The organism is Vibrio sp. B1REV9 (genome assembly GCF_905175395.2).
GTDB lineage: Bacteria > Pseudomonadota > Gammaproteobacteria > Enterobacterales > Vibrionaceae > Vibrio > Vibrio alfacsensis.
Map to the genome: position 1 here is coordinate 605,516 of NZ_HG992745.1, position 13,638 is coordinate 619,153.

General features: G+C 45.3%; 11 protein-coding genes and 1 riboswitch. Of the genes, 8 read left to right on the forward strand and 3 right to left on the reverse strand.

Annotated features, from left to right (window positions below):
- Positions 1 to 45 precede the first annotated feature (45 nt).
- Both KHN78_RS08310 and ubiA read left to right on the forward strand, forming a co-directional pair.
- Positions 46 to 585 carry a chorismate lyase gene (locus tag KHN78_RS08310; protein ID WP_211915759.1) on the forward strand — a complete coding sequence of 180 codons (540 nt, stop codon included), beginning with the start codon at positions 46 to 48 and terminating at the stop codon, positions 583 to 585.
- The gene (gene ubiA, locus KHN78_RS08315) at positions 586 to 1,440 is read left to right on the forward strand and encodes a 4-hydroxybenzoate octaprenyltransferase (protein ID WP_211915760.1); all 855 of its coding nucleotides are present in this window, start codon (positions 586 to 588) and stop codon (positions 1,438 to 1,440) included. It begins immediately after the preceding gene.
- 90 nt (positions 1,441 to 1,530) lie between these two features.
- Here ubiA and plsB read toward each other — a convergent pair whose 3' ends face one another.
- Positions 1,531 to 3,957 carry a glycerol-3-phosphate 1-O-acyltransferase PlsB gene (gene plsB, locus KHN78_RS08320; RefSeq protein WP_211915761.1) on the reverse strand — a complete coding sequence of 809 codons (2,427 nt, stop codon included), beginning with the start codon at positions 3,955 to 3,957 and terminating at the stop codon, positions 1,531 to 1,533.
- Between the two features lie 367 nt (positions 3,958 to 4,324).
- Between plsB and lexA the strand changes: the two genes are divergently transcribed.
- From lexA to dinF, 3 genes are all read left to right on the forward strand, one after another.
- A complete protein-coding gene (lexA, locus tag KHN78_RS08325; protein WP_128809880.1) occupies positions 4,325 to 4,945 on the forward strand; it encodes a transcriptional repressor LexA in 621 nt (206 codons plus the stop codon).
- A gap of 205 nt (positions 4,946 to 5,150) precedes the next feature.
- Positions 5,151 to 5,945, forward strand: coding sequence for a class I SAM-dependent methyltransferase (locus tag KHN78_RS08330; protein ID WP_211915762.1), 795 nt, complete (start codon positions 5,151 to 5,153; stop codon positions 5,943 to 5,945).
- A gap of 55 nt (positions 5,946 to 6,000) precedes the next feature.
- Positions 6,001 to 7,344, forward strand: coding sequence for an MATE family efflux transporter DinF (gene dinF, locus KHN78_RS08335; protein WP_211915763.1), 1,344 nt, complete (start codon positions 6,001 to 6,003; stop codon positions 7,342 to 7,344).
- Positions 7,345 to 7,412: 68 nt separating this feature from the next.
- Here dinF and sthA read toward each other — a convergent pair whose 3' ends face one another.
- Complete coding sequence (gene sthA / locus KHN78_RS08340; protein WP_080765438.1) at positions 7,413 to 8,843, reverse strand: Si-specific NAD(P)(+) transhydrogenase; 1,431 nt, start codon at positions 8,841 to 8,843, stop codon at positions 7,413 to 7,415.
- Positions 8,844 to 9,103: 260 nt separating this feature from the next.
- Here sthA and fabR point away from each other — a divergent pair, with 260 nt between their 5' ends.
- The gene (gene fabR / locus KHN78_RS08345) at positions 9,104 to 9,745 is read left to right on the forward strand and encodes an HTH-type transcriptional repressor FabR (protein ID WP_005430912.1); all 642 of its coding nucleotides are present in this window, start codon (positions 9,104 to 9,106) and stop codon (positions 9,743 to 9,745) included.
- The gene (locus tag KHN78_RS08350) at positions 9,745 to 10,110 is read left to right on the forward strand and encodes a YijD family membrane protein (protein ID WP_128809884.1); all 366 of its coding nucleotides are present in this window, start codon (positions 9,745 to 9,747) and stop codon (positions 10,108 to 10,110) included. The genes fabR and KHN78_RS08350 overlap by 1 nt, the downstream gene beginning before the upstream one ends.
- Positions 10,111 to 10,188: 78 nt before the next feature.
- Here KHN78_RS08350 and trmA read toward each other — a convergent pair whose 3' ends face one another.
- Positions 10,189 to 11,283 (reverse strand): tRNA (uridine(54)-C5)-methyltransferase TrmA, encoded by a 1,095-nt coding sequence (gene trmA, locus KHN78_RS08355; protein ID WP_211915764.1) that lies wholly within the window; start codon positions 11,281 to 11,283, stop codon positions 10,189 to 10,191.
- A 183-nt stretch (positions 11,284 to 11,466) separates the two neighbouring features.
- Positions 11,467 to 11,668: riboswitch (cobalamin riboswitch) on the forward strand.
- Between the two features lie 54 nt (positions 11,669 to 11,722).
- Between trmA and KHN78_RS08360 the strand changes: the two genes are divergently transcribed.
- Positions 11,723 to 13,597 carry a TonB-dependent receptor domain-containing protein gene (locus KHN78_RS08360; protein WP_211915765.1) on the forward strand — a complete coding sequence of 625 codons (1,875 nt, stop codon included), beginning with the start codon at positions 11,723 to 11,725 and terminating at the stop codon, positions 13,595 to 13,597.
- The last annotated feature ends 41 nt before the right edge of the window (positions 13,598 to 13,638 follow it).

Here is a 13,638-nt window from a genome sequence, read left to right on the forward strand (position 1 = left end):
GTTGTTGCTTTATTGTACGCATAAAGCCACCAATTGAATACTAGTATGAATCAGCTGATATCACTCTATCTTACTTCGTTATTGGAAGTAGAGTGGCAAAACCCCGAAGTTTTTGAATTTCCAAATGAATTCGCCAAGCATTGGCTTGAAGAACAAGGATCTTTGTCACGCCGTTTAAGCCAGCACTGCAAACAGTTAACTGTTGAATTGCTTCACAATCAGATCGTTACCGCGAAGACACTAACACGCAATGAAAGCCAGTTATTATCTGAACAAGAATGCCTCCTTAGAGAGGTGGTACTGCGTGGTGATGAGAAAGGTTGGGTCATTGGACGCACATTGATCCCTCGTTCAACGTTAGTCGATCAGCAATATGACTTAGCTCAGCAAGGTGATATACCGCTTGGACTCACCGTATTTAGTGCAGACAACGTTGAGCGCGATGCATTACAAGTGGGATGGGCAAGCTTGCCACAAGGTCGCTTTTTAGCGCGCCGCTCTAGATTGTGGATGAATCACAAACCGATGTTAGTGGCTGAGTTATTCTTACCTAATGCCCCAGTTTACGCTAAGGAGAAAGTGTAAATGTCCGCAGATAAAGCCAAAGCATATTGGCAACTGATGCGAATGGACCGCCCAATAGGATCACTCTTACTATTGTGGCCGACAGTTTGGGCCCTTGTCATTGCCGCCCAAGGTATGCCCAGTTGGGATGTTCTGGTGGTCTTTGTATTGGGTGTATTTTTAATGCGAAGTGCAGGGTGCGTGATTAATGACTTCGCGGATCGTAAAGTCGATGGTCATGTAAAACGTACTAAGCAACGTCCTTTACCATCAGGCAAAGTGACCTCAAAGGAAGCCATTGGTTTGTTTTTGTTGCTGGCTGCCAGTTCGTTCTTATTGGTTCTTACGATGAACCCACTGACGATTCAGCTTTCTTTTGCTGGTATTGTTTTGGCTTTCATTTACCCATTTATGAAGCGTTATACCCACTTGCCTCAGCTCTTTCTGGGTTTAGCGTTTAGTTGGGCGATCCCAATGGCTTGGGCGGCTCAAACAGGTGAGTTGCCATGGATCGTGTGGTTTGTATTTGCGATTAACGCTTTATGGACCATTGCTTACGACACTCAGTATGCCATGGTCGATCGCGATGATGATTTAAAAATTGGCATTAAGTCTACGGCTATTTTGTTTGGTCGCCATGATAAATTGGTGATTGGCGTATTGCAGTTAGTGACACTCGCAATGCTTGTGTTACTTGGTCAACATTACGAACTTGGTCAAAGTTATTATTGGATGATTTTGGTCGCGGCGTCTTTGTTTGTTTATCAGCAGCACTTAATTCGTCACCGAGATCGTGACCTATGTTTTAAAGCGTTCCTCAATAATAACTATGTAGGAATGGTCGTGGCATTAGGGTTGTTTATTGCATTTTGGTAAGCCCCTCTAATCATGATCGCAGGTATGAAAAAGGCATCCAGTTGGATGCCTTTTCTTTTTGTACGGAATCTCGTATCGAGCTTAAGTCGTTTATGCCTGAAGTTGGTGGATACTTTCTTCGATGGTTAACTTCACTTCTGGATAAAGTAGAGTGAACAGCAATTTGGCTAATTGCTGTGTTTTCTCAAGGTCACAGTCGCCATTGCTATCTAAGTACTTCTGTTCTTTGAGAGTGTTAAACATGGCAGTAAACACACCTTTGTCGAAAAACTCAGGTGCATTGATGCCGTGCAAACGACCTAAACGTTGGGCAATGTCTTGGCTCTTCTGCTCAAGGTCTGATTTACCTAGATCTTGGTCTGCAACCAAAAGGTTCATGGCAATAGAGTAACGTTGCAATGTTTCTGTGATTGTGCGACCAAGCAACACCAATGGCTGGTTGTTAGACTGGTTGATTTCCAGTTTGTCACCATCTAAGTTGATCATCTTCTGCTCGGCAAACTCATTGAGCACCTTAATTACTAGCTCGTCCAACTCATCTTCTTTGTAGCTTAGAAACAGTTCTTTTTTCAGGAATGGGTAGATCTGAGCGACATTCTCTTGAATCTTCTCTACGGACAAGTTGCGCTGACGAATAAGCATCTGAGCAATCAATGATGGTAGAGCGAATAAGTGAATGATGTTGTTGCGGTAGTAAGTCATCAAAATCGACTGGCTACGATCCAGTGAAATGATGTCTCCCATAGTATCGGTTTCAATCACAAACTTATCGAGAGAGAGCGCGTGATCCACTAACTCTTCTGCAGTTTCACTCGGCACGGTTGATGTGCGAGAGTAAGGATTGTTCTTCAGTAACTTTAAGTAGCAGTCAATTTGATTGATCAGAGAGTCACGTGATAATGCACGTTGACGAGAAGACAATAGCGCTGTTGCACACAAAGTCAGCGCGTTTGTTGCAGCGGCATCATTAATGTGTGTCATCATCTTATTGGCGAGGTCATTTACCACTGGGTTCATCCATTGTGGTTTGCTACCACCCATGCGGTCGATGTCTTTCGTCCACTCTGGTGCATGTTCATTCAGGTATTGGTTTAGCTGAATTGGCTCACCGAAGTTGACGTAGCCAAGACCAAAGTTGCGTAGCTTACGCAGAGTACGTAGCACAAGACCTGCGTTCTCTTTCTCTTTGCGTGAACCACGAAGTTCTTTGGCGTAAGTGCCCACTTCCATTACGTGCTCGTAACCAATGTACACAGGAACCAGTGTTACTGGGCGGTTTAGGCCGCGCAGCATCGCTTGAATCGTCATTGCCAACATACCAGTTTTTGCTTGTAGCAAACGACCAGTGCGTGAGCGACCACCTTCGCTGAAGTACTCAACCGAGTAACCTTTAGCAAACAGCTCCGATAGATACTCGCGGAAAATGGTTGAGTACAGCTTGTTGCCTTTAAAGCTACGGCGAATAAAGAACGCACCACCACGACGGAAGATAGGGCCTGCAGGGAAGAAGTTTAGGTTAATACCTGCAGCAATATGTGGCGGTACCATACCTTCATGGTACAGAACGTAAGAAAGCAGTAGGTAGTCCATGTGACTGCGGTGACATGGCACGTACACGATCTCATGACCATCTTGTGCTAAGCGACGAACCGTCGAAGCGTTATTGATGTGCAGACCTTGATACAGCTTAGTCCACAACCAGCCAAGAATACGGTCGCCATTTTTCACTAAGCCATATGAAAAGTCCGCAGCAATCTCATCCATGATGTCATGGGCTTCTTTGCGTGCTTTATCAATAGAGATGTTTTTGCTTTGTGCTTCGTCTTCAATCGCTTTTTCGATCGCTGGTGATTTCATTAAACGTGCGAACAGTACTTGGCGCTGAGGTAAATTTGGCCCCGATGCCGCAAGCTTCTGACGTGAGAAGTGGATACGAGCGACACGCGCTAACTTATGAGCAATGGCGCTGTCAGTGCCGTGGGAATCTGCCATATAACGCAGAGAAACCACAGGGCTAAAACGTACCAAACAGTCTCGACCAGCGACAAATACCGCTTTCGCTTTTTGTGGACCGTTCATTGGTTGTAGGTACGACTTTCTGTTTTCTTCTTTACCAGGCTTACGACCCCACAACACGGTTGTTGGGATCATCTGTACATCAAGTTCGCTATCGAGTTTATGCAGTTCAAGCAGTTCGGTGAACAAAGAAACAGAATCACTTGGTACATGATTATCATCGCTCATCACCGTTGGGCGAGATGCAATGAATACGAAACGGTTGAGAGTTTTGCCGTTAATTTCTAAAGGACTGAGTGGGTCAGGTAGACCAAGACTCAGAGCTTGTTTTTGTAATGTCAGCAAATCCACGTTCGAGCGGAATGGTAAGGCGTATACAATCGGCTTAGTGATGTCGATGTTAAGATCATCAATCGGATTTGATGGGATTGTGGTGCCCTTTACCATTACCGATAAAGGTAGTTTTAGTAATGAACGTGAAAATGATTGTCCAGAAGACATAAAGTTCACTGCCTCAATAGGTATTCAAACAAGCCTAACCTTATTTCTGTGTCCGCTTTCCTATCATCAGTAATTAAAGGAATAGTTACGGCTATAGAAATAAGCCTAGGCGATAAAATTTAAGCGGTGCAAGGATACCAGAAACTGGTCAAACCTTTTAATTTTATTGATTGTAAATTAGTCGTACTAATAGGTTGTTGTTTTTATTAGACAGTGCATGGGAGATGTGTTTAAAACGCAGGCTTATTTGAAGTTTGTGGGGGAGTTCAGAAGCAGGGCAAATAAATTAAAAAACAACCAATTGGGTTTTCATTTGTTCATTTACTGGATATACTCACAGTTAACTGTATAAAAAGACAGGTGACATATGAAGCCGTTAACGCCACGCCAACAACAAGTCTTCGATTTGATTAAAAGCAAAATTGAAGATACTGGAATGCCACCAACTCGTGCAGAGATTGCGCGTGAGCTTGGCTTCCGCTCTGCGAATGCCGCAGAAGAACACCTAAAAGCGCTTGCTCGTAAACAAGCGATTGAAATTATTCCAGGCGCATCTCGTGGGATCCGAATCTTACTTGAAGATGCGGCAAACGACGATCAAGGACTACCTTTGATTGGTCAGGTTGCTGCTGGTGAGCCGATTCTGGCTCAAGAACATGTGGAATCTCACTACCAAGTGGATCCTGCGATGTTTAAACCGAAAGCGGACTTCCTACTTCGCGTAAACGGCGAAAGTATGAAAGACATCGGTATCATGGATGGCGACTTGCTGGCTGTGCACAAAACCCAAGATGTGCGCGACGGTCAAGTTGTGGTTGCTCGTGTTGATGACGATGTGACGGTGAAGCGTTTAGAGCGTAAAGGTTCTACTGTACTGCTGCACGCGGAAAACGAAGCGTTTTCACCAATCCAAGTCGATTTAACGTCGCAGCATCTGACGATTGAAGGTCTTGCGGTTGGCATTATTCGCAACACCGACTGGATGTAAGTTTCTAGCCTCAAGTACTCTAATAAAGCCCAGCTCTCCGTTGGGCTTTATGTTTTCTGCTCTATTTCTTTTTTATTTCTTTCAAAGCTATTGCACTCACCTTGAGTCAGGGTTGGATCGTGCTGTTTAAACTTGCAGGTGATATTGAGATTTATTATCATCTAATTTTGTCTTATCATTTTCTTATCGGTGCAGGGAAATGCCCATGTCCAAGCCTCAACATCACATCCCCAATCATCTGCTAAAACCGTTGTTTTTGCGCAGCCGCGAAAGCTTAGTTGATAACGGCTTGGTGTACGATCCGATTGCGGCAAAGGCATGCTTGAGCTGCAAGATGGCTCCAGGCTGTATCAGTGGCGATGTCGATCAGAAGCAATTGCTGCACGTGACCTTAACTCAGTTGTGTGATCAACAGGTGAGTCATTTTCTTCACCAATACTCAGACGCTTGGATCATCAATGTTGGTGCAGGTTTAGATACACGTTTCTACCGTTTGGACAATGGTCGTTGTCATTGGGTTGAATTGGACATCACCGAGAATTTGGTTTGGCGTCAGCGTTTGTTCCACAAAAACGAACGTTATGAACATCGATGTGGCAGCGTAGAAGACATGAGTTGGTTAGATGAACTGCGTATTCCAGATAAAGCGCCAGTTTTGATTTTGTGTGAGATGACTTTACTTGATTGCGATGAAGCTCAAGTTGCGACTTTTATTCAAACACTAGGGCGTCATTTTGTTTCTGCAGAAGTGTGCATGGTGTTAGCAGGTGACTTAACCGAAAGCAAATGGGGTCAAAAGCTTGGTTCGGATACTTATTCGCATGGGTTTGAAGCTCCGGCAGAACAAATATTGCAATGGCTTCCATGGGCACAATGGGTGAAAGCTTTCTCGCCATTCGACCGATTCTGCTCACGCTGGAAAGCATGGCAACGCTGGCTAAACAAGATCCCAATGTTGAAGCATCGTCTCACGCCAGTCCTCATTCACATCAAGTGGTAATTGGCTAGTTGTTAGTCACTCAGGTACACTCGCGGATCTAAATAACGAGGTGCTTGTGACAAACTCAATCTTCTCTCCTTTATCGAATCCTCAAGTGCATCGCCAAGTATTAGCGCTTGCTATCCCTATGGTGCTGTCGAATATTACTGTCCCGCTATTAGGCTTGGTTGACGCTGCGGTGATCGGTCACCTTGAACACGCTTGGTATCTCGGTGGTGTCGCGCTGGGTAGTACCATGATCAGCGTAACTTTTTGGTTGCTTGGCTTCTTACGTATGTCGACTACAGGATTGGCGGCGCAGTCCTATGGCGGTGAAGACCGAAAACAACTCGCTTTGGTGTTTATGCAAGGCTCACTTATGGCCTTGCTATTCGCGTTAGTCTTTCTCATTGCCCACAACCCAATCGCGGATCTGATCTTTGGGTGGAGTGATGCCAGTACAGAAGTGAAGCACTACGGCATGCAATATTTCTCCATCCGTGTATGGAGTGCCCCCGCGGCACTGATGAACTTTGTGTTGTTAGGATGGTTGCTTGGAACACAAAACTCCAAAGCCCCAATGTGGATGGTGATCATCACTAACGTGACCAACATCGCGCTCGATTTACTGTTTGTGATTGGTTTGGACTGGAAAGTCGAGGGTGCGGCATTTGCGTCTGTGATAGCTGATTACTCAGGCATGGCGTTTGGCTTGCTGTGTGTGTGGAAAACGTGGCAAGCACGTCAACTACCATTACCGAAAAGTTTACTGGCAGATACCCAGCATGGGATCGGGCGGTTTGTAAAACTCAACCGTGATATTTTTTTACGTTCGCTTTGTTTGCAAGCCACGTTCAGCTTTATGACTTTCCAAGGTGCGAGCTTTGGAGATGATGTGGTTGCGGCCAATGCAGTATTGATGAGCTTTTTGATGATGATTTCCTACGGTATGGATGGCTTTGCTTACGCCATGGAAGCTATGGTAGGGAAAGCCATTGGAGCCAAAGACCGAGCTCAGCTCAGCGCATCGTTAATGGGGACTTTCTTCTGGAGTTTGATCATCTGTTTAGGTTTGACAGCGGCATTTGGTTTGGCGGGATCGCACTTGATCGCCATGATCACTTCGATTGATGCAGTGCAGCAGCAAGCTTCGGTATATTTACCATGGCTGGTGGTCATGCCATTGGCATCAATGTGGTGCTTCCTGTTTGATGGCATTTTTGTTGGTGCCACCAAAGGTAAAGACATGCGGAACAGTATGTTTGTGGCGACTTGCTGTTTCTTTGCGATTTTCTTTTTGTTCTCTGGCTGGCAAAACCATGCACTATGGTTTGCGATGACCAGTTTCATGGCAATGCGAGGGATTGGACTTGGCGCTATCTTCTTCTATCAATGGCGCAAGGGAAGCTTTCTTGCCTAGTTACACATAAAAAAACAGCAGGTCGAAACCTGCTGTTTTCGCTTTTGGATCATGGCAACCCAATTGAATTAGAATAATCGGTTCAAACCGTTCAGTGCCGCTACGCGATACGCTTCTGCCATCGTCGGATAGTTAAAGGTGGTATTGACGAAGTATTCAATCGTATTGGCTTCGCCTTTTTGCTCCATGATGGCCTGACCGATGTGGATGATTTCCGCAGCGCGCTCACCAAAGCAGTGAATACCAAGAATCTCTTTGGTTTCGCGATGGAAGAGGATTTTCAAGCTGCCGATGTCTTTACCTGCAATCTGCGCACGAGCTAGATGCTTGAACGAAGAGCGTCCTACTTCATAAGGCACTTTCGCCGCAGTGAGCTCTTGCTCGGTTTTACCCACTGAGCTGATTTCTGGAATGGTGTAGATGCCCGTCGGGATATCATCAATCAGGTTACCGTCAGCTTGTCCTTTAGTGATGGCTTGTGCCACGAAACGACCTTGGTCATAAGCGGCGCTTGCTAGGCTAGGATAGCCAATCACATCCCCAACTGCATAAATGTGTTCGACTTCAGTGCGGTAGTTACCATCCACTTTAAGTTGCCCGCGAGAGTCGCTTTCTAAACCAACGGCAGGTAGGTTGAGTTTGTCAGTGTTACCGGTTCGACCATTAGCATAAAGTAGGCAGTCTGCTTTCATCTTCTTGCCAGATTGAAGATGCACGATGACGCCATCTTCGGTCCCCTCGATTTTTTCGAACGTTTCATCGTTACGAATCACCACTCCACTGTTCCAGAAGTGGTAAGACAATGCATCTGAGACTTCGTTATCGAGGAAAGAGAGTAGGCGGTCGCGGGTGTTTATTAGATCAGTCTTAACGCCTAAACCACGGAAGATAGAAGCGTATTCACAACCGATAACCCCAGCACCGTAAATGATGATATGGCGAGGGTCGTGTTTCAGGCTCAAGATAGAGTCACTGTCGTAGATACGTTCATGCAAGAAGTCGACGTCGTTTGGTTGGTATGGGCGAGAGCCTGTGGCGATAACAAATTTATCCGCAGAGTACACTTCCTCCGTACCGTCACTTTGCATTACTGCAATGGAGTAGTTATCGATAAAGCGTGCAGTACCAAACAACAGTGTGCAGGAGTTACGATCATAAAAGCCCTGGCGAAGTCGAGTTTGTTTATCAATTACTGATTTCGCATGGCCTAAAATGTCAGAAAATGTTGCATGAAGGCTGGTGTTATTACGACAGAATAGCGGGTTGCTATTGAATTCAATGATACGGCTAACCGCGTGACGCAATGCTTTAGATGGTATGGTTCCCCAGTGCGTACATCCGCCTCCAACGCTGCTTTCCTTTTCTACGATGGCAACATTCAGACCGGCTTTGGTTAAACCCATTGCGGCCCCCTCTCCTCCGGGACCACTACCAATTACGATCACGTCATAGTGATTAGCATGCGCCATGATGTCTTCCTTGTTATATTTACTTAACATTGCTGTAGCGGTATTTTAACTCATTTCCTCTGTTCGGAATATAATAGGCCTGCTAGAGAGTGGAAGTGATCACGCAGAATGAGACAAAAGAACTATTTGGTATGCTGCATGTCTACTATTTGAATCGAGAAGATTGCAGTACAAGCTATTCCAATAGTAACGTGCTCGCCGCCTATCTGAAGATAACGTTGCTTTATACGTGGGGGCGATATGCGTTATATTGATGCTCTCGTACCCAATAGAAAAGAGTCAGTTAAAGAATGAAGTCGATGGGAATCCGCGCACAGCAAAAAGAAAAAACACGTCGATCATTGATCGATGCGGCATTTAATCAACTCAGTGCGGACCGCAGCTTTTCTAATCTTAGCTTGCGAGAAGTGGCTAGAGAGGCAGGAATTGCGCCGACTTCTTTTTATCGCCACTTCAAAGACATGGATGAGCTAGGCTTAACCATGGTTGATGAGGGAGGGCTATTGTTACGTCAATTGATGCGTCAAGCCCGTCAGCGTATTGTCAAAGAAGGCAGCGTAATTCGAACTTCAGTTGAAACCTTTATGGAATTCATCGAAAGTAGTCCTAATGTTTTCCGTTTATTGCTGCGTGAGCGCTCTGGTACTTCTTCTGAATTTCGTACTGCTGTGGCTCGAGAAATCCAGCATTTTGCGGCAGAATTAACCGAATACTTAATGAGCACTGGCATGACTAAAGAAGAGGCGTTTACTCAAGCAGAAGCGTCGGTGACTTTGGTGTTTAGCTCTGGTGCGGAAGCTTTAGATTTAGATCGACGTGAGCGCGATGAACTCGCCGAGCGATTGATCATGCAATTGCGAATGATAGCCAAAGGGGCCTATTGGTATCGCAAAGAACGTGAACGTAACCGATTAAAAGGCGGGATAGAATAATGTCGAATGGAAATAAATCTGAAAAGAAAACGCTGATTTTGGCACTGGTTGCAGGTATGTGTGGTGATGCTTTGTTGTCATGGTTAACCATGAGTGAAGTATCTTTCTCAATCTTCCCTCTGATTGCCCTCGTACTTGCAGTACAATCATTGTACCAAGAATATCTTAACAACCCAGTATCTGAAGACATCCCACTAGTCGGTCTAGCGTGTTTCTTCGTAGGTGCATTTGGACACTCTGCGTTTATTAAAGCGCAATATCCAGAAGCAGGCTCTAACTTCTTTGCTATTTTAGTTTCAATGATTCTAATGGCATGGATTGGTAAAAAGCTAGGCTTTATGGATAAGAAGACCACCGCTGAATAAGCCAAATGAATCCAACAAAAAAGCGAGCTACAGAGCTCGCTTTTTTATGTCTTACGCTGGTGGTTTACGCTTTACGCTCTAGTACACGCCAGCTTCCATGTGATGTGTATAAGGGAATTGGTCAAACAACGCAAAGCGTGTCACGTTGTGGGTTTCGCATAGAATGTCCAAGTTCTCTTTCAGTGTTTCTGGATTGCAAGAGATGTACATGATGCGCTCGTAACCTTGCACCATCTTACAAGTATCGACGTCCATCCCCGAGCGTGGTGGATCCACAAAGATGGTGTTGCAGTTGTAGCTCTTCAAATCTACACCCGCATCCTGTAGGCGACGGAATTCACGTTTGCCTTCGATCGCTTGGGTAAACTCTTCCGCTGATAGACGTAGGATTTGTACGTTATCAATCTCGTTCGCGGCGATGTTGTACTGCGCAGAAACCACAGATGGCTTGGCTAGCTCAGTGGCTAGAACACGATCAAAGTTTTGTGCCAATGCCAAAGAGAAGTTACCGTTACCACAGTAAAGCTCTAGCAGATCCCCCGTGCTTTCTTGCGTACAGTCAACTGCCCATTCCAGCATTTTCTCTGCTACTTTGCCGTTTGGCTGCGTGAAGCTGTTTTCAACTTGTTGGTAAACATAGCTTTGACCATTCACGTCTAGCTTCTCGATCACGTAGTCGCGGTCGAGTACGATTTTCATTTTACGTGCACGGCCGATGATGTTTAGGTTGAAGCCCTCATCATTTAGACGTTGCTTCAGTGCTTTTGCATTTTCAATCCATTCCTCATCAAGCTGACGGTGGTAAAGCAAAGAAACCAGAACTTCACCACTCAACGTCGATAGGAAATCCACTTGGAACAACTTGCGGCGTAGCGATTCGTTGTCTTTCATTGCTTCAACCAATAGTGGCATTAAATCGTTGATCAGACGACTTGCCGCAGGGAATTGGTCAACGCGGTATTTTTCACGAGTTTCTTGGTCGAACATGATGTAGTAAAGATCTTCACCCTCATGCCAAACGCGGAACTCAGCACGCATACGGTAGTGCTGCTCTGGGGATTCAAACACTTCAAGTTCTGGCACGTTGTATGGCGCGAACATATCTGTCAAACGTTCGACTTTTTCAGCCAGTTGTTCTTGGTAGCGTTGTGGGTTTACATCAAGAGTAGCCATGATCTTACCTTTTATGGTGCATTCAATTTGAGAGCGCAGATTTTATTCAATCTCAACAGTATGTCCAGTTTTGTACTTCAATTGATTTAAAGATAGTGTGCTTTGCGTCGGTAGATCGAGAAATGAACGAGAGTATAAGTCATTTGATAGGGATTCTTGGCTGGACAAATAATCAATAGCTTAATAGTATTTGCCCGAGCTGGTGCTATCTAGCAATCTAGATGGCTGAAATGGGAATTTGGTGAAAATCCAGAACTGACGCGCAGCGGTAAAAGAGAACGAACGCTCATCAGACACTGCATTAGTTTATGTGGGAAGTCGAGTAATTAGGTGGTGTAAGCCTTGCTCTTAAGTCCGAATACCTGCCAGCACCCGAGTCATAGCATTGGACTACTTATCAGTAGGGCTCGGTAGGAACTACGCGATTTAGGATAACATAATGAGAAAAACCTTTCTTGCGATCACATGTGCATCGCTGCTTTCACCTACCTTTTATTTACACGCTCAAGAAGTTTCCTCAGATGAAACTGTTGTGGTTACCGCAAACCGATTCCAGCAAATTGATGGTGCGGTTCTCGCACAAACCGTTACGGTTACAAAAGAAGATATTGAACGCCTGCAAGCAAACAGTCTGTTTGATGTGTTCCGTACACTACCGAGTGTTGAAGTTGCCCAGTACGGTGGACGTGGTCAATCCGCCTCTATTTATGTGCGAGGTGGTAGTTCATCCCAAGTTCTTGTTTTAGTCGATGGGGTTCGTATGCCTCGAGCTATTATGGGCGGCGTCGATTTTAATCAGTTTCCGATCAACTCTATAGAGCGTATCGACTACATTCGTGGTGCGCGTGCTTCTATATATGGCTCAGAAGCGATTTCTGGCGTAATCAACATTATTACTCGAGCGAACATTGATAGTGATGCCAGTCATGTGTCTGCTGGTTATGGTTCGGACAATCATAAGAAAGGGGCGTTTGTTATCTCTAAACCGGTCGGTGAAGGAAAACACTTTAAAGGCGTTCTAGGCTACGAGAAAACCGATGGTTTCAATGTGAAACCGTTGCCGGGGGTGAATGATGGCGATGAGCACGGCTTTGAAACGCTCAACCTAAAACTAGGCTACCAACAAAACTTTTCTGACAACTTATCTGGTTACGTTGGGGTGAGTGCTTACAACAATGAGTACGATTACGATAATAGTAACTATGGTAACCCTACATGGGGAACAGTCGATAAGCATGAAAAGAAAACCGGTGAAGTAGAGTATGTCGGCGCCGATCTATCGTTGGAGTACAACAAAGACGTTTACTCATCTGAATTGAAATTGGCTTACGGCCAACAAGACAACTATGACCATAAATCAGGTCAAAGCAAATCAACCGGCGATCACGTTGCCATTCAACAGTTCAATGCGATTTGGTTGAACTCGTACAGCGTAAACGAAGAGTTGAGCGTTGGTGGTGGCTTGGACTACCGCACAGAAAAGCTCGCTAAGGGCTACATTGCACCAAGTGATTGGGGACCTTCCCAGAGTTACGATCCAGAAAAGAACCCAAGAACCAACTTTGGTATAAGCGCCATTGCTCAATACGCTTATGACGTATGGACGTTAGAAGCAAGTGTACGTAATGATGACAATAACCAGTTTGGTAACAACACCACGTGGCAAACTGCTGCGGGTTGGGCGTTTTACGAAGGTTACGAATTAACGCTGAGTCATGGTTCCGCTTTCCGAGCGCCGAGCTTTGTTGATTTGTATTACCCAGGCTACGAAATGCCAAACCTAAAACCGGAAGAATCAGAAAATACCGAGTTGTCGCTATCGGGTGCTGTATCGATTGTTGATTGGACGGTAACGGGTTACTACAACCAAATTGAAAACATGCTGATCTGGGAAGGTGCAGGCATGCAAAATGTCGGTGAAGCAGAAATCAAAGGGGTAGAACTTGAGGTGAAGCTAGATACAGATATTGTTTCTCATGAGTTCTATTTAGACTACAAAGATCCCGTTGATAAATCTGGCGCAGAAGATACTCAACTCGCTTACCGCTCTAAGCGTGGTGCTAAATGGAACGCCTACGCAACGTTTGACCAATGGACGTTGGGCTCGCAATACCTGTACCAAGGTGAACGCTTTAATGGCAGTACCAGACTACCGAGCTACAGCCTATGGAATTTCACCGCTTCGTACGCAGTAAACCAAAGCTGGGATATTAATGCGAAGCTAAGTAACGCTTTCGATAAAGACTACGAGATGTATTCAGGTTACGCGACCCCTGGGCGTCAGTACTTTGTCTCAGCAGACTACCGCTTTTAATCAAGCCAAACGAGACCGCCACGTCGGCGGTCTTTCTTTTT

Excerpts from the sequence above, each read along its gene's own strand:
- KHN78_RS08310 (WP_211915759.1), top strand. The coding sequence starts at position 46 with ATGAATCAGCTGATATCACTCTATCTTACTTCGTTATTGGAAGTAGAG.
- ubiA (WP_211915760.1), top strand. The coding sequence starts at position 586 with ATGTCCGCAGATAAAGCCAAAGCATATTGGCAACTGATGCGAATGGAC.
- plsB (WP_211915761.1), bottom strand. The coding sequence starts at position 3,957 with ATGTCTTCTGGACAATCATTTTCACGTTCATTACTAAAACTACCTTTA.
- lexA (WP_128809880.1), top strand. The coding sequence starts at position 4,325 with ATGAAGCCGTTAACGCCACGCCAACAACAAGTCTTCGATTTGATTAAA.
- KHN78_RS08330 (WP_211915762.1), top strand. The coding sequence starts at position 5,151 with ATGTCCAAGCCTCAACATCACATCCCCAATCATCTGCTAAAACCGTTG.
- sthA (WP_080765438.1), bottom strand. The coding sequence starts at position 8,843 with ATGTTAAGTAAATATAACAAGGAAGACATCATGGCGCATGCTAATCAC.
- fabR (WP_005430912.1), top strand. The coding sequence starts at position 9,104 with ATGAAGTCGATGGGAATCCGCGCACAGCAAAAAGAAAAAACACGTCGA.
- KHN78_RS08350 (WP_128809884.1), top strand. The coding sequence starts at position 9,745 with ATGTCGAATGGAAATAAATCTGAAAAGAAAACGCTGATTTTGGCACTG.
- trmA (WP_211915764.1), bottom strand. The coding sequence starts at position 11,283 with ATGGCTACTCTTGATGTAAACCCACAACGCTACCAAGAACAACTGGCT.
- KHN78_RS08360 (WP_211915765.1), top strand. The coding sequence starts at position 11,723 with ATGAGAAAAACCTTTCTTGCGATCACATGTGCATCGCTGCTTTCACCT.